Source organism: Planctomyces sp. SH-PL14 (assembly GCF_001610835.1).
Lineage (GTDB): Bacteria > Planctomycetota > Planctomycetia > Planctomycetales > Planctomycetaceae > Planctomyces_A.
In genome coordinates this window covers 7821125-7845771 of the sequence record NZ_CP011270.1, presented here as the reverse complement: position 1 = coordinate 7845771, position 24647 = coordinate 7821125, and the positions used below count along the sequence as shown (strand labels likewise).

19 protein-coding genes and 1 tRNA gene are annotated in these 24647 nt (G+C 66.0%); 7 read left to right on the top strand and 13 right to left on the bottom strand.

What is annotated here, in order from left to right; all coding sequences use genetic code 11:
- Positions 1–12: 12 nt before the first annotated feature.
- The 4 genes from VT03_RS30195 to VT03_RS30180 form a co-directional block, all read right to left on the bottom strand.
- Positions 13–2079 (bottom strand): glycosyltransferase, encoded by a 2067-nt coding sequence (locus VT03_RS30195; protein ID WP_075096437.1) that lies wholly within the window; start codon positions 2077–2079, stop codon positions 13–15.
- Between the two features lie 65 nt (positions 2080–2144).
- The gene (locus VT03_RS30190; RefSeq protein WP_075096436.1) at positions 2145–3233 is read right to left on the bottom strand and encodes a UDP-galactopyranose mutase; all 1089 of its coding nucleotides are present in this window, start codon (positions 3231–3233) and stop codon (positions 2145–2147) included.
- A gap of 229 nt (positions 3234–3462) precedes the next feature.
- A complete protein-coding gene (locus VT03_RS34425) occupies positions 3463–4896 on the bottom strand; it encodes an ATP-binding cassette domain-containing protein (protein WP_075096435.1) in 1434 nt (477 codons plus the stop codon).
- A 127-nt stretch (positions 4897–5023) separates the two neighbouring features.
- Positions 5024–5863: an ABC transporter permease gene (locus tag VT03_RS30180; RefSeq protein ID WP_197489123.1), complete on the bottom strand. Its 840-nt coding sequence runs from the start codon at positions 5861–5863 to the stop codon at positions 5024–5026.
- Between the two features lie 421 nt (positions 5864–6284).
- On the opposite strand from VT03_RS30180, the gene VT03_RS30175 reads away from it, so the two are divergent.
- Positions 6285–7460, top strand: a complete 1176-nt coding sequence (locus tag VT03_RS30175) for a glycosyltransferase (RefSeq protein WP_082846646.1) — start codon at positions 6285–6287, stop codon at positions 7458–7460.
- A gap of 356 nt (positions 7461–7816) precedes the next feature.
- Here VT03_RS30175 and VT03_RS30170 read toward each other — a convergent pair whose 3' ends face one another.
- The 7 genes from VT03_RS30170 to VT03_RS30140 all read right to left on the bottom strand — a co-directional run bounded on the left by VT03_RS30170 (position 7817) and on the right by VT03_RS30140 (position 17891).
- Positions 7817–8362, bottom strand: a complete 546-nt coding sequence (locus VT03_RS30170; protein WP_075096433.1) for a hypothetical protein — start codon at positions 8360–8362, stop codon at positions 7817–7819.
- A 60-nt stretch (positions 8363–8422) separates the two neighbouring features.
- Positions 8423–11650, bottom strand: coding sequence for an efflux RND transporter permease subunit (locus tag VT03_RS30165; protein WP_075096432.1), 3228 nt, complete (start codon positions 11648–11650; stop codon positions 8423–8425).
- Between the two features lie 31 nt (positions 11651–11681).
- Complete coding sequence (locus VT03_RS30160; protein ID WP_075096431.1) at positions 11682–13190, bottom strand: efflux RND transporter periplasmic adaptor subunit; 1509 nt, start codon at positions 13188–13190, stop codon at positions 11682–11684.
- A 195-nt stretch (positions 13191–13385) separates the two neighbouring features.
- Positions 13386–13838, bottom strand: coding sequence for a hypothetical protein (locus VT03_RS30155; RefSeq protein ID WP_075096430.1), 453 nt, complete (start codon positions 13836–13838; stop codon positions 13386–13388).
- A 432-nt stretch (positions 13839–14270) separates the two neighbouring features.
- Positions 14271–15818: a TolC family protein gene (locus tag VT03_RS30150; RefSeq protein WP_075096429.1), complete on the bottom strand. Its 1548-nt coding sequence runs from the start codon at positions 15816–15818 to the stop codon at positions 14271–14273.
- A gap of 63 nt (positions 15819–15881) precedes the next feature.
- Complete coding sequence (locus VT03_RS30145; protein WP_156514850.1) at positions 15882–16337, bottom strand: hypothetical protein; 456 nt, start codon at positions 16335–16337, stop codon at positions 15882–15884.
- 309 nt (positions 16338–16646) lie between these two features.
- Complete coding sequence (locus VT03_RS30140; RefSeq protein WP_231870555.1) at positions 16647–17891, bottom strand: DEAD/DEAH box helicase; 1245 nt, start codon at positions 17889–17891, stop codon at positions 16647–16649.
- A gap of 76 nt (positions 17892–17967) precedes the next feature.
- On the opposite strand from VT03_RS30140, the gene VT03_RS30135 reads away from it, so the two are divergent.
- The 3 genes from VT03_RS30135 to VT03_RS30125 all read left to right on the top strand — a co-directional run bounded on the left by VT03_RS30135 (position 17968) and on the right by VT03_RS30125 (position 20348).
- On the top strand, positions 17968–19485 hold the full coding sequence (locus tag VT03_RS30135; RefSeq protein ID WP_156514849.1) for a pectate lyase: 1518 nt from the start codon (positions 17968–17970) through the stop codon (positions 19483–19485).
- 97 nt (positions 19486–19582) lie between these two features.
- Positions 19583–20143 carry an isochorismatase family protein gene (locus VT03_RS30130; RefSeq protein WP_075096427.1) on the top strand — a complete coding sequence of 187 codons (561 nt, stop codon included), beginning with the start codon at positions 19583–19585 and terminating at the stop codon, positions 20141–20143.
- Positions 20144–20275: 132 nt separating this feature from the next.
- A tRNA-Phe gene (locus VT03_RS30125) sits at positions 20276–20348 on the top strand.
- 95 nt (positions 20349–20443) lie between these two features.
- Here the strand turns inward: VT03_RS30125 and VT03_RS30120 are convergent.
- Entirely contained in the window at positions 20444–21154 is a 711-nt protein-coding gene (locus VT03_RS30120) for a hypothetical protein (protein WP_075096426.1), read from the bottom strand.
- Positions 21155–21873: 719 nt separating this feature from the next.
- On the opposite strand from VT03_RS30120, the gene VT03_RS30115 reads away from it, so the two are divergent.
- Together VT03_RS30115 and VT03_RS30110 are read left to right on the top strand one after the other, a co-directional pair.
- Entirely contained in the window at positions 21874–22107 is a 234-nt protein-coding gene (locus VT03_RS30115) for a hypothetical protein (protein ID WP_075096425.1), read from the top strand.
- 132 nt (positions 22108–22239) lie between these two features.
- The gene (locus tag VT03_RS30110; RefSeq protein ID WP_075096424.1) at positions 22240–22566 is read left to right on the top strand and encodes a hypothetical protein; all 327 of its coding nucleotides are present in this window, start codon (positions 22240–22242) and stop codon (positions 22564–22566) included.
- Positions 22567–22621: 55 nt separating this feature from the next.
- Here the strand turns inward: VT03_RS30110 and VT03_RS30105 are convergent, their stop codons facing one another.
- On the bottom strand, positions 22622–23560 hold the full coding sequence (locus VT03_RS30105; RefSeq protein ID WP_197489122.1) for a carboxylesterase family protein: 939 nt from the start codon (positions 23558–23560) through the stop codon (positions 22622–22624).
- A gap of 273 nt (positions 23561–23833) precedes the next feature.
- Between VT03_RS30105 and VT03_RS30100 the strand changes: the two genes are divergently transcribed.
- Positions 23834–24256 carry a hypothetical protein gene (locus VT03_RS30100; protein ID WP_075096422.1) on the top strand — a complete coding sequence of 141 codons (423 nt, stop codon included), beginning with the start codon at positions 23834–23836 and terminating at the stop codon, positions 24254–24256.
- Positions 24257–24647 lie beyond the last annotated feature (391 nt).

Below are 24647 nucleotides of genomic sequence, written 5' to 3'. Positions count from 1 at the left end.
CTCGACCGACCGCTACTTCCGGCCCTGGGAGACCGAGGACGCTCCCACGGGCGGATTGGACTCACGCGGCCGCTGAAACAGAGACCGGACCGCGTGATGGCAGACGCGTCCCGAGGCGACCACCAGGGACAGGCATTCTCTGCCCCACCGGATGCCTCCCTGGACAGCCCGCACAATCGGCGAGTGCCGGATCCGGCTGACATCCGCCGCGGTCCGGGGGTCCTTCGTGATCCAGCGGAACCGTCGCTTCAGTTGCTGCTTCACGCCGTTGGCCACGGGGCTGGCCCCTCGCTGGATGGCGCGGATCCCCCGGCGGACCTCCGGGGGAAGCGGGACGCGGGTGCGGTCGACATCGGGCATCATCAGGAACAGGGGGCGCACGCTCTGGATCAGTTCGCCGTGCTGGTCCGGCTCCAGCAGGGCGAGCATATGGGCGACGGCGAGGTACAGCACGTGGAGCATGTTGTCGGCATAGAGCGGCACCACCCCCTTCGCCACCAGGAAGTCCATCGCCACGTCGTAGTTCCGAATCAGCAGCCGCCAGTTCTTCGAGAAGGCAGCCGTGGCGATCGAGGCGGCGGGATGCTGGCGGTAGTAGTAGACGCCGCGGTCGAGGACGCTGATCGACTCCGCCAGGACGTGCGAGATCCACAGGAAGCTGGCGTCGACGTAACCGGCCCCCGGCAGCTCCAGGAACCGGATCCCGTGCCGGTTCAGGAACTCCCGGCGGTAGAGTCCCGCCCAGAACCCGACATGGCCGTGGGCCGCGACCTCGATGTCCTGGAACCGGCAGATCTCCGGCAGCCGCTCGTTGCGGTACTTGAAGTACCGGTTGATCTCCGTCCCTTCGACGAGGAAGAAGTCCCCCTTGACGATTTCGCACCGGACCCGGTCCGCCTGCCGCATCAGGGACTCGAAGCCGTCGAGGTCGACCCAGTCGTCGGGCTCGACGAAGGCAATGTACTCGGCCGCGGCCCGATCGAGTCCGCGGTTGTAGGTTGCGCCCAGCCCCCGGTTCTCCTGGTGCAGGACGGTGATCCGGCGGTCCCAGCGGGCGAAGTCATCCAGCATTCGGCCGGTCGAGTCGGTCGATCCGTCATTGATCGCAATGACCTCGATTGCCCCCACCCGCTGCCCGAGCACGGACTCGACCGCCTGCTGCAGGAACGGCTCCACGTTCCGGCACGGCATGATGACCGAAATCCGCGGCGCCTCCCGCAGCTCGGCGACCTGTCCCAATCGCTCGTGATACCGGTCCACCGCTCGGAAGTAGTCTTCGTACCACGGATGCCGGCGGGCGGCCGGACTGCAGTGCCACGGCTTGACCGGACCGGCGTAGTGCACGATCGCGGGGCTCCGCTCGGCGTCGCGCCGATCCTCCCCGCGGGACCGCGCGGAGGGCTCCGGCCGCCCCTCTCCGCCGCCGGAACCATCTTGGCAGGAGGTGACGTTCCACCGGAACGGGAAACGGGCGACGTCGTCCTTCAGCAGGACGTTGAGGATCCCCGGACCAGCGATCGCGGCCCGGTCCGGATGCTCCTTCGCGTAGGCGATCGCCCGGTTCGCCAGACCGGTCGCCCGCAGACGGGCCAGGTTCAGAAGCATCACCCCGGAGTTGAACAGAGCCTCCTCGGGGCCGAGCCTCAGGGCCGTCCGGAGCGGACTTGAGGGGTTACCGTCGACGTCCTCATTCACGGCGGCCGAGACGTTCGTCAGGTCCGCGTTCCACAGTTCCGCGATGTCCTGACGGACGATCAGGTCCGAATCGAGGTAGAGCACCCGGTCCAGTTCCGGCAGCACCTCGGGCAGTTGCAGGCGAGCGTAGGTCGCCGGCCGGTCGCGATCGCTGACCGGAAAATTCCCCAGGAAGCCCCGGTCCATCGGCACGATGCGGAGCGGCGTTCCGAGGAGATCCGCCGCCGTGCGGAGCCGCGCGGCGTGGGACTCGGAGAGCCCGCCATCCAGGATCGTCACGGCGACGGCGGACGTCGTCGTCTCGACCAGGCTCGTCAGCGCCACGAGCAGCGGCTTGACGCGGTCGTTGTCGATCGAGAACGCGATCTGAATCGTCTGTGGCATTCCGGCGAATTCCCCTCAGGGGGCAAACCGTATCTGGGTTGGGGCAGGGTGGGGGGACAGGGGAATCAGTCGCGGATCTGCCGGGCCAGGACCTGGGCCCGGGCGATCGCCTGGTCCATGTCATAGTAGCGATACTCGCCCAGGCGCCCGCAGATGAGGACGTCCGGGAGCGCCGCGGCCATCTCCCGATACTTGCGATAGAGGTCCGCGTTCGCTGCGTCCGGGAACGGGTATTCGTAGTGCGACGGATCGTGGGGCGTGACCGTGATCTCCCGCGTCAGAACCGTTCCCCGAATCCGCTCCGCGTACTTCGGATCCATCATCTGCTTCCACTCCAGCGTCCGGATGTGCTCCGCGCGGGACGCGTCCGGGCTGTTGACCTGGCCGCAGGGGAGCAGGCACCCCTCGACCTCCGGGTGGTCCTCATGGATCCGCCGCTGCCCCCGGTACGCCAGCCGCCCCCGGGAGAAGCCGAAGTATTCGTCGATCGGGCCGGTGAAGACGAGCTTCTTCCGGTGCGGAAAGGACTCAGGCCGCTTCAGGTAGTCGCAGTTCAGGAGGACCGGAATTCCGGCCAGCAGGTTCTTCATGAATACGGCGTATCCGTCGACCGGAATCCCCTGGTACTTGTGGGTCTTGAGCCGCGGTTCGTCGTCCTCCCGGACGTCGAACCGCGTCGCCAGTTCGGCGGACAGCTCGGTGCACGGCACCCCCCACTGCTTCTCCGTGTAGCCCTTGACGAACTTTTCGTAGATCGCCCGGGGCATCATCGCCAGGCAGGCTTCCTCGAAGTTCGCCGGCGTGCCGACGAACTCCGGCTTCCAGTCGCTCCCGACGGTGCGGCGGATGTAGCTCCCGGCGATCGGCCAGTTCTCATAGGCCCCGTCGACTTCGCTCTTGAGCTCCGCCTCGTACTTGTAGAACGCAGAGAAGCGGTTCACGAAGCGCCAGAGGTCTTCCGAGTTCGTCCGGAAGTAGTGCGGCCCGTAGGTGTGAATGCGGATTCCGCTCGGATGGGCGTGGTCGTGGACATTGCCGCCGACGTGATCCCGCCGGTCGACGACCAGCACCTCCTCTCCCGCGTCGTGCAGCGCGCGGGCGATGACGGCCCCGGTCAATCCCGAGCCGACGATCAGGTAGTCGACAGCCGTCACTCCTCCCCCTCTCGGCCGGACCGGCCGCGCGGCCGGCGCGGAGCGATCCGGATCCGCATCAATTCGTCCGGCTCGAGTCAGTCCGGACCTGGTCTGACGCCTCACGTAGCCCGGCCTGTGAGCCACGGACCGCGACGGCCCGCCGGCGGCCGGGACGGACGGTCAGTGTCGCCAGTCTGTCGGCGAAGCAAGATCCCTGACAACCAAATTCACGCGGCGGGGCCCCAAATCACGTTCCGACCGCGTGGGAGACGACGTTTCCGGCCACGCGCTCGATTTCTCCCCCCGCCGGAAGCTTCGCCGTGACTTCCTCCCGGAGCATCCGGAACGCGACCACCGCCGTGAACGGCTGATTCGGGTTGATCGGAAAGACCGGCAACTTGGCGGCCGACGAATCCTCCGCGTGAACAGATGTCGACACCGCATTTCTGCAGAGCGACTCCTCGGAGTCGAGGGCCCGCAGGGAAATCTCCCGAACCTCCGGGGGGCTGAGCCGCCGGTTCTCGAGATGGATGATGCACATCTGGCCGTGCAGCCGCGCCCTTCCGCCGACGCGGCCGGCGAGGTGAAAGGGTTGTCCCGTCGGGATCGCCCCGGTCAGCCCCTGGCCGAACACCTCCTCGAAGCGGGTCTCCTGCTCACCGTCCACATACAGTCGGACGGCGTTGTGCGTCTTCTCGCCGGAGTAGGTCGCGGCCACGCAGTGCCATTGGCCTTCGTTCACCACGCTGCTGCCGGTCACGCTGATCGCGTCCTTGAGATGCCAGTTGTGAACGAGGGCCAGCCGCAGGTGGTGCTTGTCCGCGCCGGGGGTCAGCATCAGCTCGATGCCGCGGAGCCCTTCGTCGAACTCGAGGGTCGAGAACAGGACCTGCGGATCCTGCCCGCGGTGCGTCTCCGGCGACCGGCACCATTCCGAATAGCTGTCGCAGACCGACTTCGCATCCCCCATCATCTCGATCTGGCCGCGCTTCAGCCACATCCCCTTCTGGCAGAAGGAGCGGATCGTATCGAGGACGTGGCTGACGAGGAGCACGGTCCCCCCTTCCTGAACGTACCGCCGCATGGCGGCCTGGCACTTGTCCTGGAACCGCTGGTCGCCGACGGCCAGCACTTCGTCGATGATGAACAGGGACGGACGGAGATGCGCCGCGATGGCGAACGCGAGGCGGACCGCCATCCCCGACGAATACCGCTGCACCGGGACGTCGATGAAGTTCTCGACCTCGGCGAAGTCGACGATCTGGTCGAAGCGGGCCTTGATCTCCGACCGCTTCATTCCCAGGAGCGAGCCGTTCAGGTACACGTTTTCCCGTCCCGTCAGGACGGGAACGAAGCCGGTCCCGACCTCGAGGAGACTCGCCGAGCGGCCCCAGATGTCGATCCGTCCGTGCGTCGGCCCGGTGATCCGGGACAGGATCTTGAGCAGGGTGCTCTTGCCGGCACCGTTGCTGCCGACGATCCCCAGCGACTCCCCCTCGCGGAGCTCGAAGGAGACGTCCTTCAGCGCCCAGAAGTCGACCGAACGATCGGGGGTCCTCCGCGACTCGTCGAACGCGGCTCGGATCGTCCTCAGCACGCCCCGGAAGGACGTGGGGTCCTGGACGTGCCCGAGGCGATATTTCTTGGCGACCGACTCCGCCCGAATGATGACCTGACTCACTGCACCGACCTCTCTGTGGGGCGGGGGCGCCATCCCCGCCGAATCCCGCCCCGGCACCCTGTCCGGGGCCGGCCATGGCCTCCGTTCTCCGCCACTCCGTTCGCGGCCCGTCCGTTCCCGCCCGCCGTCACAGCACGTCCACGATGCTGGTCTCCACGTACCGGAAAAATGACAGCCCGGTCACCAGCATGACCAGACTCAGGACGACAGCAAAGATGAGTCCCCCGGCCGGAAAGACGTCGGTCCCCAGCAGGAGAAAATTGAAACTCTCGATCAGGGCAGTCACCGGGTTGAGATGATACCACGTCTGGTACTGGACCGGCACGAGCTGGGCCGCCTCGTAGAAAATCGGGGAGAGGAAGAACGACACCCGCAGGATGAAAGGAATCGCCAGGGCCACGTCTTTGTAGAAGGCCGTGAGAGCCGCGAGCCAGATGCACAGCGACATCGTGAAGACGAGCGTGCACAGGAGGACGGCGGGGATGAAGACGACATTGACGGACGGGGCGATCCCGTGCATCGCCATCAGAATGACCAGCAGCAGGAACTTGATGCACAGATCGAACGCGCTCGCGCCGACCGGCGTCAGCGGGAGCACGAGCCGGCAGAAGTAGAGCTTCGAGATCACGCCGGCGCTCGCGATCAGGCTCACGGCGGCCCGCTCCACGCTGGAGGCAATGAAGTCCCAGACGAGGAGCGAGGCAAAAATCCGGACGTGGATCGGCACGTCGGAGACCGACGGTCCCCCCAGCTGCCGGAAGAAGGTGGAGAGGATCAGCATCATCAGGATCGGCTGCAGGACAACCCACAGAAACCCGATGACCGTCTCCTTGTAGCGGACGGAAACGTCCCGCCAGACCATCCCCAGAAGGATCTCCCGATCGGTCCAGAGTTCCGCGAGGTTCCAGAAGGCGGGCGCGCCGGCCTGGATCGTCACATGGGGCTTTGGCCCGGAGGATGAGTCCATAGATTCCACGATATCCCTGCGCGCAAGACTGTTCGCCGCCCGCGCCCCACCGGCATGCCGAGCCGGAACTGTCCGCGACGAAGCGCGGGAGGCCATGCGGCTGCTTGTCTTGCGAGGAGCCACGATACTGACGCGGTTCAAGGCATTGCAAGTTTTTGCCGCCCGATCGTGGCCCCCTCCCGACGATCGGAAAACCGGCCCTCCCGGCCGCGCGCGGCCCCCGACGCGGTCGAAATCCACCGGCAAATGGGTTGCGTCCCCTCCCGGCGCGCCGGACACTCGGGGGGAGCTCCGCTCGTCAAACAGCCTTCGGGAACAACCGTTCCCGAGGGCCGTTTCCGGTTTGTCCGAGTGACGCCGGGTCCCGGCGGTCGGCGCGAACGGACCACCTCCGGAGGAGACGCTCCGCCCGCGTTCCAAGATGCCGGACAATCTTCTGCCATCGATGCTGCTGGGATGCGGAGCGCTGCTCTTCCTCGGCCTGGCGCTCCATCCGTTTCTGACTTACCCCCTCTCGCTGGGAATCGCCCGCCGCCTCGGATGGGCGCGGCCGAACTCTGTTTCCTCAGACGCTCCGCCGACGAAGTTGAGCGTCGTCTTCTGCGCCTTCAACGAGCAACGGGTTCTCGCCGACAAGCTCGACAATCTCCTCGGGCTGCGGGCCGCGTGTCCCGAGTTCGAGCTGGAGATCCTTGTCTATGACGACTGCTCTGCGGACCGGACGCCGGAGATTCTCGGGAGCTACGCCGGCCGGATCGACTTCCTCCGGGGCGAGGCGCGGGCGGGGAAGAGCACGGGGATGAACCGGCTCGTCGAGCGGGCGACGGGGGAGATCGTGATCTTCACGGACGCCAACGTGATGCTGTCGCCGGAGCTGATCCGGTCGTTCGCGGGGGTCTTCCGCGATCCCGAGGTCGGCGTCGCCTGCAGCCATCTCGTCTATGTCAACGAAGAGACCGCCACCGCCAGCGCGGGGACGTCGTACTGGCGGCTGGAGGAGACGATCAAGCAGCTGGAGTCGGAGACCGGCTCCGTGATGGGGGCGGACGGGTCCGCCTTTGCGATCCGGCGGCGGCTTCACGTTCCGGCGCCGCAGGATGTCGACGATGACTTCCACACGTCGATGAGCATCCTGTCCCAGGGGTACCGGATCGTGCGTTGTCCCGATGCGCTCGCGTGGGAGAAGAGCGTCACGCAGTCGGGTCAGGAGTTTTTCCGCAAGGTGCGGATCGCGTGCCGGGCGATCAACTGTCATCGGCGGCTGCGGCCGGCGCTGCGGCGGATGTCGTTGTGGAACCGGTACAAGTATTACTCGCACAAGTGGGTTCGCTGGCACACGGCGTTGTGGTTGGTGCTGGCCTCGCTGTGCGTGATTCTGTTCGCGTTCTCGGGCTACGGTCCTGTGGCGGGCTTTGCTGTCGCGGCTCTGGCGGTGGGCGGCGTGGCGGCGGCGTGGCTGCTCAACCGGGCGGGTGTCCCCAAGCTGGGAAGTGTGTGGGAAGTTCTTCTGGCGTTTGTCGCCACGATGTATGGCGTGTGGCGAGCGTTTCGTGGGGAGCGGTTTGAGACCTGGACTCCCGCGTCATCGGCCCGCTGAAAGGCGTTTGCCGGCACGACGCCCATAGCTCAAACCCAACGTGCCACGGCAGCCAGGGGTCAAGGGGGCAACCCCTTGCCGCCGGAGGCACTCCTGTGAGGAACCGTGGGACACAACGGATGGCCCCTTTGTGATACCAGCGTTGGGAACTCCCCCACACCACACCGCGGGCTTTGCGATCCCTGCGGGTTGGGAGGGGGGCATACGACACGTTGTCCGCGCTTGGACACTCACTCCTTCAGACGTCTCTCGACGGACAGGCCTCCGGCGGGCAAAGGGGCGTTGCCCCTCTGCACTCCCCACCAGGGGTTCCCCCTGGACCCCGGTGTGGGCAATTGCCGAGGGGCCGCCACCACTCAGTGATCGTGATCATGATCATGATCGTGCGGATGACCGGCCGGGACCTTCCCCGAAAACGGCGTCCCCCCCACAGTCAGCGAAAGCGTCGCCTCCGCCCCCTTGTCGTCCAGAGCCTTGATCAGCTCCGGCGACTTCAACACGAAGCGGGAACTCTTCCCGGCCGGATCCCCCATATCGGGCTCCGCCGCCAACTGAAACTGCTGCGGCTTCCCATCGAGCTTCACATTCAACGTGACGGCCTGAGCCTCCGTCACCGCCGCCTTCTTCGCCGACCCGTCCAGCAGATACACCGTCACCGCGCCGCTGGCATCATCGTGAACGACCTCGGCGTGGTACTCATCGCCCCCGAGCTCGACGAGCGCACCATGGTGCGGCCCCTCGCTCCCATGACCATGATCCCCCTTGCCGTGGTCATGGTCGTGATCGTGGTCATGGCTATCCGTGGCGCGAGGCTTCTCGGCCTGCGGCGGCGGAGCACCGGTTTCGCAGCCCACCGCCAGCAACGGCAGGGCCACGACGGTCAACTTGATGGAACGAAGCATGAGAGTCCTTTCGGAGTTTGAGGAAACGTTTCGATATCGGTCGCCGGTCACGGCGGTCTTCTAAGTGGATGGGGCGATCGATGCCGGCGGAGAAGCAGGAGCCGCGGACGACGCCGCAGCGTGATTCTCTTCGTGCAGTTCGATCTCGTTGTGGGCTTCACGGACCACCCGCTCCCCTTCGCGGATCCCGAACAGCCAGAACAGGGCAGGGTGGACAAAGAAGTCGAGCAGCGTGGAGCTGATGACTCCCCCCAGGATGACGGTCGCGACGGGATAGAGGATTTCCTTCCCCGGCTCGTTGGCCGCCAGGACCAGCGGAACAAGCCCGATCGCCGCCGTCAGGGCGGTCATCAACACCGGAGCCAGCCGCTCCAGCCCGGCACGGACGATCATCTCCTTCGTCCAGGCCTCACCTTCGTAACGAACAAGGTGGAGATAGTGGTTCAGGAGCAGGATCCCGTTCCGCGACGCGATCCCCGCCAGCGAGATGAAGCCGACCATCGCCGCGACCGTCAGGTTCTGCCGCGTCACGACGAGCGCCACCACCGAGCCGATGAACGCCATCGGCAGTGCCGCCATGACCTGCAGGGCCAGGTTGACCGATCGCAGCATCGTGAACAGGACGAGGAAGATCCCCGCCAGCGACACGAGGAACAGGAGGCCGATCAGCCGCGAGGCGTTCTGCTCGCTCTCGAACTGCCCCGCGTACTCCAGGTAGTACCCCTCGGGGAGCGACTCCTGCAGCGGCTTGAGCCGGGCCTGGATCTCCTCCACGACATCGACCAGCCCCCGGTCGGCCACGTTGCACTGGACGACAATCCGCCGCCGGACCTTCTCGCGGCTGATCGAGTTCGGCCCGCCGGAGGTGTAGATCCGGGCGATCGACTCCAGCGGGACCTGGCCCCCTTCGGGAAGGTCGATCGACAGCCGGCGAAGGACTTCCAGGTTCTCCCGCGCGTCGTCCTCGAGCCGCAGGACGAGATCGAACGTCCGCTGGCCCTGGAGGATCTCGGAGACGACCTGTCCGCTCATCGCGGTCTCGATGAACTCGTTGACGTCCGCGGCATTGAGCCCGTTGAGCAGGAGCTGGTCCCGGTCGAGCTCGATCCGCAACTGGGGAATGATCGTCTGCTGCTCGACGATCAGGTCCCGCACGCCTGGAACCGCCCCGACCACGCTCTTGAGTTCCTCCGCCTTGCGGCGCAGCAGATCCAGGTCGTCGCCAAAGATCTTGATCCCGATCTGCGCCTTGACCCCCGACAGCATGTGCGAGATCAGGTGCGAGATCGGCTGCTCGACCGCGGTGACGATGCCGGGGATATCGGCCATCGCCTCGCGGAGCTCGTCGAGCTGGGCCTCCCGCCCGCGGGGCGACTTGGGATCCATCTCGATGATGTACTCACTCGCGCTGACCGGCTCGGCATGCTCGTCGAGCTCTGCCCGGCCGGTCCGGCGGACGAAGGCGATCACATCCTCCACCGCCAGGAGTCGCTGCTCGACGATCCGGTTGACCTCGTTGCTCGTGGCGAGCGAAGTCCCCGGTGGGAGCAGGACGTTGAGCTGGACCGCCCCTTCGTTGAACGGCGGCAGGAAATCCCGGTCGAGCCGGACGACACACAGCCCCGAGATCGCCACCGCGATCCCGACGACGAGCAGGTTGAACCGCGGCCACGCCAAGCTGAAACGGATGACCTTGGCCGCGATCCACTTGAGAAGGCGGAGCAGGGGACCATCGTGCTCATGGAGCGAACCGCTGCTGTTCCCCAGGAGCCAGTAGGACAGAACCGGCGTGACCGTGAGCGACACAACGAGCGACGCCAGGATCGACACGACGTAGGCGATCCCGAGCGGCGTGAAAAGCCGCCCCTCCATCCCGCCAAGCGCAAACAGCGGCACGAAGACGAGACAGACGATCATCGTGCTGAAGACGATCGAGTTCCGGACCTCCGTGCTCGCCTGATAGACCACCAGCAGCGTCGGCTTCGGATTCCCGGCGGCTTTGTTCTCCTTCAGCCGGCGGAAGATGTTCTCGACGTCGACGATCGCGTCATCGACCAGTTCCCCGATCGCCACCGCCAGCCCGCCGAGGGTCATGGTGTTGATCGACATCCCGGTCCACTTGAAGACGATCGCGGTCATCAGCAGAGAGAGCGGAATCGCGGTCAACGAGATGAAGGTGGTCCGCAGGTTCATCAGGAACAGGAAGAGGATCACGACCACCAGGATCCCCCCGTCGCGGAGGGCCTCCATGACGTTGTCGATCGCCCGATCGATGAAGTGCTTCTGCGCGTAGAGCGGGGCCATGCGGACGTCTTTGGGGAGCGCGGGCCGCAGTTCCTCGACCGCCCGCAGGATCGACTCCGAGATCGCCCGCGTGTCGGCCCCCGGCTGCTTGCTGATCGTCAGGACCACCGCCGGCCCGCCGGACGCCTTTCCGCCCGGCTCGCGGACAAAGGCGGAGCTGTCGCCCCGTTTGACCTGCGGGGCCTCGACGATCCGGGCCACCTGGGCGAGCGCGACCGGGCGGCCGTCGCGAATCGTGACGACCACCTTCTGAATGTCTTCTACGGTCTGAAGGCGGCCAAGGCCGCGGACCAGTAGTTCGTTCGGTCCCTGCTGATCGAGGTAGCCCCCCGTGGCGTTCTCGTTGCTGCGGACCAGGGCGTCTTTGATCTGGCCCAGGTTGACGCCGTAGCGGAGGAGGGACGCGGGCTCGACCAGAACTTGAAACTGCTTCCGCCCGCCTCCCATCGTAAAGACCTGGGCGACGCCGGGGATCGTCAGCAGCCGTTGCCGGACGACCCAGTCGGCCTGCGTCCGCAGTTCGACCGGATCGGTCTGGCCGTCGTCGCTCCACATCCCCAGGACGAGGATCTGCCCCATGATTGAGGAGATCGGCGCCAGCTGGGGCCGTGCCCCGGGGGGCATCCGGTCGGCCACGGTCGCGAGCCGCTCGGCGACGACCTGCCGGTCAATGTAGATGTCGGTGCCGAAGTCGAACTCGACATAGATCACCGACAGGCCGATCCCGGAGGTGCTGCGGACCGCCTGGACCCCGTTGGCGCCGTTGAGAGCGGTCTCCAGCGGAAACGTGATCCGGGTCTCGACCTCCTCGGGCGCCAGTCCCGGCGCTTCGGTCATGACGACGACGCGGGGGCGGTCCAGATCGGGAAAGACGTCGATCGGCATCCGTGTGGCGATCCACGCGCCGTATCCCGTCAGGAACAGGGCGATGGCGATCGTCAGGAGCCGCTGATGCAGGGCAAAGCGAATGACGGCGTTGAGCATGATGAGTGCGGAAATTCCTTTCGCCGGTCATTCAGTGGTTGTGGCCGGCGTGCGGGTCGATCCCGCCCCCCGCCTGGTTCTTGAGAGCCATCTGCATCTGATGCGCTCCGCGATATGCGACGACCGATCCGGGAAAGACGGAGCCGTCGTTGGCGATCACGACCGAGCTCTGGTCTCGGTACAGGACGTGGACGCTGATGCGGTCGAAGTGCTTCCCGTTCTGCTGGAAGACGAATGACTCCGGACCTTCCTGAGCGACGGCATCGACCGGCAGCACGATCTGGTCGTTCCACTCCTCGACGGGCACCCGGATCTGGAGCCGCTGGCCCGGCCGGTATTTCCACACGATGAACCGTCGGCCATCGGGTGTCGTCCGGTCGCGGATCACTTCATTGACGAGGTCGACGTAGAAGCGGAGCGTCCGCGAGTCGGGATCGACTTCCCCGGCGATGAACTCCAGCGGGAGGGACTCGACCATCGAGCCGTCCGGAAACGCGGCCGCCACCGTCCAGCCCTTTTCGGCAGCGGCGTTGATCGCCCCCGAATCGAGCTCGAAGGCCCGCCCTTCGATGTAGAGCCGGCTGTAGTCGGCGAGCGAGCAGAGCCGGCCTCCCTGTTCGATCGACTGACCGCGCTGAACGTCCAGCCGCTCGACGACCAGGGGATGCGTCCCGCCCGACGGCGGCGATTGCCCGGCCCGCGGCGGGTCCCCGGCGAAGAAGGCCACCGAGCTCCCGTCGAGTCGGTCGGTGAGTTGCAGCTCGTCCGCACGGCTTTCGCCGTCGACTCCAGGGGCGACGATCCGCAGTTCGCTGAGGAGACGGCGGTCGCGGGAAATCTGTTCGATCTGCCGGTCGGAGAGGCCGTGCAGCCGCAGCGCCTCGCGCTGCGCCCCGAGGAGCGCTTCGAGTTTCTCCTTGGAGTACTGCCGCTCCAGAAGCGTTTTGCCCGCCACCGCGCCGCTTTCCGCGACGCTCTTGAGCCGCGCGACCTCCCGCCCCTCGACGTCGAGTTCGCCGAGGGTCCGGACGAAGTCAGTCTGCGACTGCACGAGATCCTCGTGCGTCAGGCGGATACGGAACAGCAGTGCGCCCGGCTCGACCGCCGCCCCCTGAACGGCTGCGACGTCGGTGACGACGCCGGTCATCGGCGTCGAGACGACGATCTGCGTCCGACCGGGCCGCTCGGCGACGAGGGCCGGGATCGAGATCGTCTTCCGGAACGTCGAGAGGGCAATCGGCCTCAGGTAGTCCGAGTTGAGCCCGAGGTTCTTCCGCGCCTGCGGGGAGAGCTCCAGGGAGTTGGCGTTGTCGTGACCGGCGTGGCCATGGTCGTCATGGGGTTCCGCGCCGTGACCGTGCGCATCGTGTGCCTCACCGCTCCCTGCGGCCCCCTTTCCGACAACACGGTCCAGCATCCGGTTGAGCCCCGGCCACCAGAGGTTTTTCGTTCCGAGAACGATCAGGACAAGAACGCCGGCGGCCAGGATTCCAATCCATTTCCGGCCGCCAGTCGGGGTTGGGGGTGAGGCAATGTTCATGAGGACCTCGAAGAGAGATCGCGAGGGCCGGAGTCCGTCCGGGGCACTCGGGAAAAGAGAACGGGACGCGCTCCGCGGATGATTCGCCGTGGACGAAACGCTTCCACGAGAGAAAGCCGGAGCGGCTCAGCCTATGGACAGGGCCCGCCGTAAAGGCGGCGGAACCAAAAGGCCGAAGAGGGCAAGCACGCCCTGCTAGATGCGCCAGACGCTGAGGCGCGCGCAGACCGCCAGCGCGGTCTCCGAGGGTGTGCGCCACCCGGTCTTCGGAGCCCGGACCGGCATCGCGACGATCGCGGAGTCGACGAGCTCAACCACAACGGGGGCGGGAGCAAAGCTGGCAACCGGGGCGCTCAGCTCTACAGACTTCCCGGCCACGTAGACGCATTCCCCGTGTTCGCACATGTCGTGCGGTTCTTCGGAGTCGGAATCGTCCTGGGAGCCGACCGGCCCATGCTGATAGTGGTCGTGATCGTCGTCGTGGTCATGCTCCGCGCGGCAGAACGTCCTGCACGCCGCATGACCGTGGCAGGTGGCGTGCCGTTCGGAGATGGGGGCAGCGTGTGAGTGGGCGTGGTGCCAGCAGCAACCGACGACGCTGTGAAGCAGCATCACTCCGATCATCAGGCTGTGCACGAACGTCGACAACGCAAGCTCCCTGGCAAGGCCGGTCGAATCTTGTCGCCCAACGGGGCAGGGGTCAAGACGATTTCGCCGGCCGCCGTGGATGGACCGTCAAGCCGATCCAGGAAGTGACAAGCAAAGGACGTGCGGGCCGAGGAAAAAGTTCCCGCCACATCGGGACCCGCGTTTTTCCGGCGTCCGTCCGCCAGACCGCCATCCGCTCTCTCGGATGGCGAATTCGAAACGACGGCGCCGCGCCGCCGCGACGAGACACTCCTGTCCCCTGAGAGATCGGCCCCACCGCCCCACCGCAGATTGCACGCACCTCGTCCCTTTTCCTCTCTGTGCCCTCTGCGTCCTCTGTGTTTCAATGCCTTTGAAGATTTTGAAACACAGAGGACGCAGAGAAGCCCAGAGGAGGGAGCAAGATTCTGCCGTGCCGCGCGAGGAGTGGCCTTACTGCCCGCCAAGCGTCTGCCCGCGGAGTCCATCATCGACATCCGTATCGGTCGACTGCGACAGCCCGTCCGAGAGCAGCAGGCCATCAACCAGCGCATTCGCCTGCGCGAATCCCGTCCGGGCATCGATCAGCAGGATGCTCGAATCGAAGTACGTCCGCCGGACGATCAGAACCTGCAGGAACTCGAACTCACCCGCCCGGTAGGCCTGCTCAGAGAGATCAAGCGCCTCGCGGGCATTCGGAACAATCTCGGACTGATAGCGATTCACCTGCACCGCGGCGGAGTCGTACTCCCGCCCCGCCTGGAGCAGCCGCGTCCGCAGGTCAAGCTTGATCCGCTGCATCTCCTGCGTCGCCCGGCAGTATTCCGCCCAGGCGGCGGAGGTGTTCCCGTCGTTGCGGTTGAAGATCGGGATCGGCAGGCCGACCTGCGTGTTGACCATGTTGGAGCCGGTCCCGTTGTCGTAACCGCCGGCGACCATCACCGAGAGGTTCGGAATCGGCTGAACCTGCTGCCGGTCGAGATTGGCCTGGGCCCGCGCGACACGCGAACAGGCCATGCGGACTTCGGGGCTCACCTCGATGAGCTGCGCGTAGAGCTCCTCCCAGTCCCGCGGTTCCGTCGGCATCTCCAGGGAGCCGGCGAGGGCTTCGTCATTGAGGCACGGCATCCCGACCGTCGCGAACAGGCTGTTCCACGCCGCCCGGAAGGCGATCTCCGCCTTCTGCCGCACCAGCTCGACTTCGCTCTGCTGGATCTTCGCCTGGAGCAGCTCCGGGCGGCTTCCTTCGAGGGCATCGAGCCGCTTCTGCGCGGCGTCCACGCCCTTTCGGGTCACCCCTTCAAAGTCGACCGCCAGATTGAGCCGCTGCTGGGCGGCGAGGGTCTCATAGAACCGGACACGGATGTCGGTCAGGACGCGGAGCCGCGTCATCTCGACCTGCCAGAGCTGAGCCTGGACTTCCTGCTCGAGGACGAGCCGGTTCCGCTTCAGCTTGCCCCCCAGGACGATCTCCTGCTCGATGAAACCAACATGCTGGTCCGTTCCCTGGTCCGCCAGCTGGGTCCCGTTGTATCCCCCCATCGGGTTCGGATACCGGCCCACCTGTTCGCGGAACCCGACCGCCTTCGAGACCGCCGCGGCGGCCTGCCGGATAGCGGGATTGTGTTCGAGCGCGAATCGCTCGAGGTCCGGCAGCGACAGCACCTCGACCAGCGGTTCCGATCCCTTCGGCTCCTTCGGAACCTCCGCCCCTTCAGCCGCCTGCTTGACCGCCGGCGTCGGTCCGGACGCGCCCCCTTTCGACTCGGCGGCCGGCGTTTCCGCAGACGCCAACTCGATCTGTGCGGGATCTTCGGAACGGGCCGGAGCCGCCTCCTTCTTCTTGCGGGCGACGGCTGACTGCTCCGAGGTCTCAACCGCCGAAGGACGGAAGTGCGAGGCGGTCGGAAGAGCAGTCGACCGCGGCGTGGCCTGGCATCCGAAGGAACCGGCCAGTCCGAGACAGGCCAGCGTGAGTGCGGCGGTGTTTTGAGTCTTCATGTGAGTCGGTCGGACGAGAGAGGAGAGAGAGGCTTCGGTCAGATCAAGGGACTCACAGGGCCTCTAGATCTGCAGCCTCACCGGCGCCCATTTCGGGCGTGCTCCGACGATCCAGTCGTCGATGGTCGCTCGATGGAGCGCGGTGCGCGAAATCTCGCGGCAAACGCCCGGCGTCCGGGCGGAGAACAGGAGCGGATCGCGCGGCGGACCGCCGGCAGGGGTGCGATTGATCTCGACGCGTTCGAGCGGCGGACTCACATGACCGCGGCAGCGCGGGCAGAGATGGTGTTCGGGCTCCGGACAGGTCCCGTCATCGGCAACGGTCCCGGTCGACTGCCCGTCCGTGTGGGCATCGGCGTGGACGTGGGAGCAAGCGGTGCGTGCCAGATGGATGTGCGTCCCGTCGGAGCGGCAGATCGATCCCAGTGCCAGATCGGCCACACACCGACAGGGAGCCAGCATCTGCAGAACGCAGACGAGCGACAGCAGCGCAGCGGCGGCTCTCCTTCGCCAGGACACGAGCGGACCTCATCCGTGAGGGGACGCGCCGCGGTCTCATGACGGGCCGCGTCTCTTCCTCTATCGGAGAGGGTCGTGAAAGCGGGTGACGTCAAGAGCCGCGTCACCCCCGTGCCGCCGGGACTCCCGCGCGGCGACCGTCACATCCGTCTCAACCGGTCTCAGCCCACCACGACCGCTTCTCCGCGAGGCGGAGGGGCGGGGGCCCACAGGGCTGTGTTCTGCCCAAGCGCCCCTGGCCACCGGAGGCGCTCCGTTGAAGAACCGTTCCAACACAACCGGACGATCAATGTGCGACGAGCCCGTTGCTTACAGCTCGATCGCATCCCAGGCGTCCGTATCGAGAACCGGCGTCACCGGAGTCTCGAGGTCCTCGGCGATATGCACCCGCTTGGGACGGGAGCGGTAGGCGTCGATTCCGGGGAAGTGCATTTCGTCGAGAAGTCGGTCGATCCGCATCTCGATGCGGGTCAACTGCTCCCCTTCTTCCTGCATCACGAAGCTGAACGCCCGTCCCGGATACTCCGAGGAGAGACGCCCGGTCCGGCCGACGCGATGCACATAATCGTCACAATCCTCCGGGAGGTCGTAATTGATAATGTGCGAAATCCCGCTCACGTCGATGCCGCGGCCGACCACGTCGGTGGCGATCAGGAGCCGCAGCTCGCCGGAGCGGAGCCGCTTCATGACCTTGTCCCGCAGGCTCTGCTGCAGGTCGCCGTGCATCGCCCCGATATCCGGGAGCTTGCGACGGAGGCGGTTGTAGATGTCGTCCGCGCCGCGCTTCGTGCGGCAGAAGACGATCGCCTGCTGCGGCCGCTCGGCAAGCAGGAGCCGTACGAGGAGGCCGAACTTCTTGTCCTTGTCGACCGTGCAGTAGAACTGCTCGATCTGGTTCCCGACGCCGTCCTGCGACAGGTCGACCCGCTGCGGGTCGCGCATGTACCGCTTCGCCAGCCGCTCGACCGCCTCGGGCATCGTGGCGGAGAGGAGCAGCGTCTGGCGTTCGGAGGGGCAGCGTTTCAGGATCCGCTCGATGTCCGGCCGGAAGCCGATGTCGAGCATCCGGTCCGCTTCGTCGAGGACGACGATCTTGACCGTCCCCAGGTTGAGCGAGCCCCGCTGCATGAGGTCGATGACGCGACCGGGGGTCCCCACGACGATCGTGGGCCGCTGCTGGAGCTGGCGGATCTGCGGACCGAGAGGCCGGCCCCCGACGAGCAGGACCGGATCGCAGCCGTGGTCTCCCGCAAGCTTGCGGGCCTCGGCGGCAACCTGCTCGCTCAGCTCGCGGGTCGGCGAGAGAACGAGGGCCTGGATTTCGGGAAGCGAGTGGTCGATGCGTTCGAGAATCGGGATGACGAAAGCAGCCGTCTTCCCCGTGCCCGTGCGAGCCTGGCCGGTGCAATCCACGCCCTGAATGGCGATGGGAATGAAATCACGCTGAATGGGCGTCGGGGCCGTATAGCCGACGCGGTCGATGGCCCGCATCATCAATTTGCCGAGACCCAGGTCGGCGAACGATGTCGCGGCTCCATCCTTCTTCGAAATCAAGTCATTACTCCTTGTGCTGTCAAATCTTACACGGCAAGATTATGAGAACGGCGGAGGTTCCGGTCAAGGAGTCCCCATGCAGACGCTGGACTTTTGCGGGCAGGTCGCTCAACCCGCGCGAATTCACGGACGGCGACAATTCTTCCGGCGCGCCCTCCTCCTGCTCGTTTGCGCGGTGGCCGGCGGCACGATCACGGACCTTCCTTCAGCCCAAGCTGCCGACGACGCGGTCCCCCGGGACGAAGTCGTCGCGGCCATGAAAAAAGCGGCCGGGGCGTTCCATGACAAGGTCGCCGTCCACGGCGGATACGTCTACTTCGTCTCTCTCGACGGCCAGCAGCGCCTCGGCGAAGGGAAGGCGTCGCCGGAGCAGATCTGGGTCCAGCCGCCCGCCACGCCGACCGTCGGCCTGGCGTTCCTGCGAGCCTACCGGGCCACAAACGAAAAACTGTTCCTCGACGCCGCCCGGGACGCCGGAGCCGCGCTGATCTACGGCCAGCTCAAGTCGGGCGGCTGGCGGAATGCGATCGACTTCGACCCGCAGGGGACGCTCGCGGCGAACTATCGGAACGGGAAAGGGAAGGCCAAAGGAGCCAACACGTCGACCCTAGACGACGGCGCCACGCAGGCCGCGCTCGTGTGCCTGATGACGCTCGACCAGGCGCTCGACTTCAAGGACCAGACGGTCCACGAGGCGGCCCGCTTCGCCCTCGACAGCCTCCTGGCGGCGCAGTACTCCAACGGCGCCTTCCCGCAGGTCTGGACGGGGCCCGTCGCCCCGCACCCGATCGTCCCGGCGAAGTATCCGGACTACGACTGGCGGACCGAGAACCGGGTCAAGGAGTACTGGAACCTCTACACCCTCAACGACCAGCTTGCCGGGGACGTGACCGAGACCCTTGCCGCCGCGCACGAGATCTACCGCGACGACAAGTGCCTCGCGGCGATCCGCCGTCTCGGCGATTTTCTGATCCTGGCCCAGATGCCCGAGCCGCAACCCGCCTGGGCGCAGCAGTACCACTACGACATGCAGCCCGCGTGGGCCCGTAAGTTCGAGCCTCCCGCGGTTACGGGGAACGAATCCCAGGACGTCCTCGAAACCCTGATCGAGATCTACCGGCTGACGGGGGACAAGAAGTACCTCGCCCCAATCCCCGCCGCCCTGAAGTACCTCAACGGCAGCCTCCTGCCTGACGGCCAGCTCGCCCGGTTCTATGAGCTCAAGACGAACCGGCCGCTCTACATGACGTCGAAGTACGAACTGACCTACGACGACTCCGACGTCCCGACCCACTACGGCTGGAAGATCAAGTCGCGGCTGGCCAGCATCGAGAAGCAGTTCCTCCTGGCACAGTCTGAAAAGAGACCGGCAGGAAAGCCGCTTCCCAAACCCGCACCAAAGAAGGTCAAGCCGGAGGAGGTCCGGAAGCTGATCCAGGCCCTCGATCCCCAGGGGCGGTGGGTTTCGAAGGCCAATGGCGAACCGCTCGTCGGCCAGCCCAAGTTCAAGCCGGGCGAAGCCTATCTGTCGAGCCAGACCTTCAGCCGGAACCTCGAAACCCTGGCGAACTTCCTCCTGCAGCCCGCCCCGTGATCCGCTCGGACGACCGACCCGTCTGTCTCTCGCCAGAGACGGTCGGGATCGCGCAAAGAATCTCCGGCCCGCCAGACATCCGACTCCGCCAGAAGCCATGTATCGCCGCAACCCCGAACTCCTCTCCCGCCACAACTCCCGCCTGCTGATCGTGGACATGCAGGAGAAGCTGCTCCCCCACATCGCCGGGCATGAAGCGGTCCTCAAGAACACCCTCAAGCTGCTCAAGGGGGCCGAACTCCTCGGCGTCCCGTTCATAGCGACAGAGCAGTATCCGCAGGGCCTCGGCCCGACGGTCGCCCCGCTCGCCGAGCGGATCCCGGACCGCCCCTCCAAGCTCCGCTTCAGCGCCGCCGAGTGCCTGAACTGGGACTTCTGCCGCACGGAAGAGACCCGTCGCTTCGTCGTGCTGGCAGGGCTCGAGGCTCACATCTGCCTCCTCCAGACCGCCTGCGACCTCGAAGCGATGGGCTACAGCGCCGTCGTGGTCGCCGACGCGATCGGCAGCCGGAACCCGCTCGACCGCGAAATCGCTCTCCGCCGTCTCGACCGTTACGGCGTGACGAACGTCACCACGGAATCGGTCCTGTTCGAGTGGTGCGAGCAGGCCGGAACGTCCGAATTCAAAGCCATCAGCCAGCTCGTCAAGGAGGGCTGACCGAACCGGACGACGGCAGGGATTGTCCGGATTGTGCGGACCGCCCCTCCGTGGGAAAGTCCCGGGAGGATGCCTTGAAGTTCCGCAGCGAACGTCGCTAAACTCCCGCACCCCGATCCGTTCGCTGAATCGGGTCAGATAGCTCAGCTGGTAGAGCAATGGACTGAAAATCCATGTGTCGCCGGTTCGATCCCGGCTCTGACCACTTTCGATCGGGACAAAGGGGAGTTCGCTGTGATGGTGGACTCCCCTTTTTGTTTGCGCGGCGGAGTTTTCTGCGAAACGTCCGCTGCAGGTCGGTCAGCGGCCCGGATCGTTGCTCGCTCTTGAGAAGAAGTCGCTCAGGTCGACCCCCCGTGCCGTCTGGCCGCGGCGGCCCGAACGGTCAGGGGCCTCGGAATTCGGCTCTGGCCTGAAGCTCTGAGCGGCCAGGACCCGCTGGACGATTTCAGCGGACAACTGCTGATCTTCGAATGTCACGACCAGTGACTGCTCGCGGATGGTCAGCCGAAGGTTTCCGCGGGTCCCTTCCCAGGTGCGTCGTCCCGCCGATTCCTCGTCCGGATCGCCGTGTTCCTCCCGGATCGTCGCGGCCGTCTCGTGCAGGCGTTGTGCCTCACAGTAGAGATCGATCCGTGCCAGGATGCCGTCGACGAACGTGTACTCGGCTCGCAGGACGTCCCTCCCAGCGACCGTCAGCTGGTGCTGGTCGACGATGCCCTGAACCACCCCCGGGACCTTGTGGCCCGCGCTCATGTAGGATTGCTCTGTGGACTTGGGGTGACGAGCTCGAAACTCATCCAGAGTCTGGACGCCCGGAATCTCCCCGTTGAAGTCGTAGCGGTCCGGTCGCTGAACGCGAGCAGCAACGATCGGAGGCCTCGCAGGGGGTGCTGCAGGCTTCTCGACAACCGGCGCGGGCTGCAGCGCCTTGGGCGGCTCCGGAGCGGGAGAACAGCCGAATCCGACCAGCATCAGGAGGGTGGGCAAATGCCCGCCGCGCGTGTTCATGGATCCGCCCTCTCGGTCTGTTCGTTTCGCGGCCACAGAGCCGGCGATCACCGACTTGAGCGATCGATCCCGTCCTTGTCCAGAGCCGGATCACCCGAAGGATGGGGGGGCCTGCCACACGGGAACCGTCTACCGTCGCCGACGAAGGCCGCGGTGCTCCCAAGTCACCGGCGCGACACATGGGGTGGGGGCGATGGCTGCCTGCGGTGTCGCTGGAGCAGCAGTGGGAGACGCCACAGCCGCAGAGCTCGCCTGCTTCTTCTCCTGAGCCTGTTTGAGAGAGTGACGGCGTCGCATCGCTCACGGCCTCGTCGTTGAACGCATCGACCTCCGGGCCGCTCGACGACTGCCCTGAGTGACGGCTCCCTCGGACGCGTTCGAAAAAGGCGTCATAACAGGATTCACCCGCGGCATCGCACTTCATCAGATTCCATTCACCCCGAGCGGCCTGGCGGTCGATCTCTCGGGAATACGGCACAATGTTCTGGGGCCACAGACATGAGCCGCCGTTCTCGGGAATCGATGCGCGTCGATTTCCGAATCGGCACCCCCGTGCATCCTGCACGGCGCGCTCGACGAGGCCAAAGGCATCGTGCCGGCAGCAGGCGACCGAGGAATTGCGCCCGGAGGTCGGCTCCTCCCCACGGCGGATTCCCGGCACAGTCCCGTGCCGCGCTCGTTCGCCTTCCGTAGTTCCCGATTCAGGAAAGCCCCGGTCCATGTCCGGCCAGGTCGTCGATATCGATCTCGACGCATTCCGCGCGACTTGCGCCCAGGTCGGCACGGCGGTCTCGGTCGAAGAGGCTCAGGCCCTCCTCCTGCAGCGCGGCTTCCGGCCCGACGGGCACGGCCGCTGGTCCAAGACCCTCCGTCCGGGACACGCGCCGCGAAAGACGAGTTCCGCTTCGCCCCCGATGTCGCGTGCTTGCCGCGAACACGAGACCGGTCCGTAGGCGGATCCGAGTCAGGATTCCCGACGGCTGGCGACCGTTCTTGACGAGACTGGCCGCACACTCCGCGCCGAGGAACTCCAGCGGCTACCATCCGCGACCCAATCCTCGCGTTCTCCTTCGTTCGAACAACCGATGTCCACCAGTTCGCCGCACCCGGATCTCGTCAAAGTCACCGAGCTGTTCCTGGTCCCCAGCAGCTTCCTCGTGGCCGCCCTCGGGACGGCCGACACCAATCTGCATCGGGCCGCCGTCTCTCTCCTCGGACTCGTCACCAATATCTTCTGGATCATCTCCGTTCGCGACGCCTACCGCTCGCTGACCGTCGAGGGAGCAAAGCCCGAAGACATCCCTCTCCGCACTCGCATCCTCTCCTGGCTGCCCCTGACCTTCTGCGTGGGCTGGACGCTCTCCCTGATCGTCCACCTCCTCCTCTGGAACAAGCCGCTGACGAAGTACTGAGCAGCCATCTCTATGGTCAGCCGGCCTCCTTCGATCAGTCCGGCGAAACCGCGCCCTACGTTCCAGAATCCGCGAGCAGCCTCTTCGTCAGGAAATCCCACGTGTCCCGATACCCCTCCGTCGGATGGTCGGGATACTTCACGTGGCACTCGACTCCGGCCTTCTTCGCCAGTTCCTGAAACCCGAGCGCCCAGGCGGGCGAATGGACCTTGTAGTCCATCTCGGTCACTCCCGCGGGCTGCGTCAGCCCCCAGTTGTTCTCGAAGTAGATCGGCGCACTCTCGGCGTACAGCAGCGTCTCCGGAGACCATGCCCGGATCTGCGGCAACAGCTCCTCTCGCCGCCTGAGCGACTCCTCGAAGCTGCAGCCGAAGGCCGGCGCTCCCCACTGCACTCCGGGAACCCACTCCTGCATCCGCTGGGGATCGATGCTCGGCTGACTGCGGAACGCCGCGACGCACGTGACCCGAGTCGAGAGCCGGGCGATCGGATCGTCGGCCTTCGGATCGGCCCGATCCGGACTGCAGCCGACGAACAGCGCCGGCAGCGCTCCCTGCGAGCCGCCCCCGACGCCGATCCGCCGCGGATCGAGCTTCCACCGCGCCGCATTCCCCCGGACGAACTGCACGGCCCGGCAGGCATCATTCATGGGATACGAGACCGGCGGGTCCGCCTTCTCCGCCACTCCGTCTTTCAGCGTCCGAGACTGGACCGCCACGACGGCGATCCCCTGCGACAGGAACCGCCGCGCATCGGGTGCCTGCTTGCGAGGCTCCCACAATCCGCCGAACCAGACCAGGACGGGAAACGGCTTGGTCCCTTCGGTCGGAATGAAGATGTCGAGCAGCTGATGCGGATGCGGGCCGAAGGAAACATCCGCTTCGGTCGGCGGCGGCTGCGAGGGTGCCGTCGCGGGAGGGCCGGCTGGCGCAGGGGGCTTCTGAACCGGCGTCTGAGCCGCGGCCTCGTCGGCAGCGGTGATCGAAAGCGCCACGATGGCCCCCCAACAGGCCACACTCCGAATGAAGTCCCTCACTTCGCCTCTCCCGCTTTTCGACCGAGCCCGGTCGATGGGTTCCATATCTCGATCGCATTCTGCCTTCTTCCGGCATCGCGCCAAGGAGACCGCAGCAGCATGGAGGGTGGGGCGATTCGCTTGACGCCCCTCGCGAGAGGAGCCTGCGATGATCGGATGCTACGCTCTTCTCGATCGAGAGCGAACAGCGTTCGCCACGAGGCGGCGGGGCCAAACCTGGAGTTGGGGCCGATGAAAAAGACTCCGTACCTCGCTGCGATTCAGGTCGAGCCGCGTGATCCGATCGAGCTTCTGTCCGGCTTCCACTCGCGACTCTCGGCGACCTATCGGTGCGCGGACGTCGACGCGTGGTATGAAACGGGAGCCGAGTTTCTGGTCCAGGGGAGTGACGGACATCGAGTGGAGATCGTGCTGGCGGAGTTGTTTGAGTCCAAGCTCGGCAACTGCTTTGTGATGATCTCGAATCGCCGGAGCTGGATGGCATGGCTCCGGAATAGGGAATCGCCGTTGATCAAGGAGATCGTCCTGAAGGCGAGGGACTGGTTCTTGTCTCTTGGCCTTGAACGCGAGCTGTGGTGGTCGGAGAAATCCTTCCCCGACTTCTCGTCGGAGCAGGGGTGGACGAAGACTCCCGTGCTGGACGAGCCGGGGTGAGAGAGAGCTGCGTGTCAACGCGCCGCCGGAGGCCTTTCGACGCCAAACGGTCCAACCGAGAGAACACCATCGTCAATGGGCGCGCCCGGAGAATCCCCGGTGCGCCGGAGTGTTGCGTTCAATCCGCTTCATTCGGCTCAACCGAACCGTTGGAATATTGAACACCCAGCGTGTCCGCAGGCGGTTTTTTCGGCGAGCAGACTGCGGCGGTTCGATGCAATCGTTCGATCGTTGTTGGCAGTTCCCGTGATCAGAGCCACTGCCGGGTGGAGCTGACTCGCACTGGATCCCCACACCCTCTGTGGAGTCCTTTGGTGAGACGCTCTGTCTTGCGCCCGGTTGTCTCGTGCTCAGGAGTGATGTCGGCGCTCATCCGCGCCCCGCTCCCCTC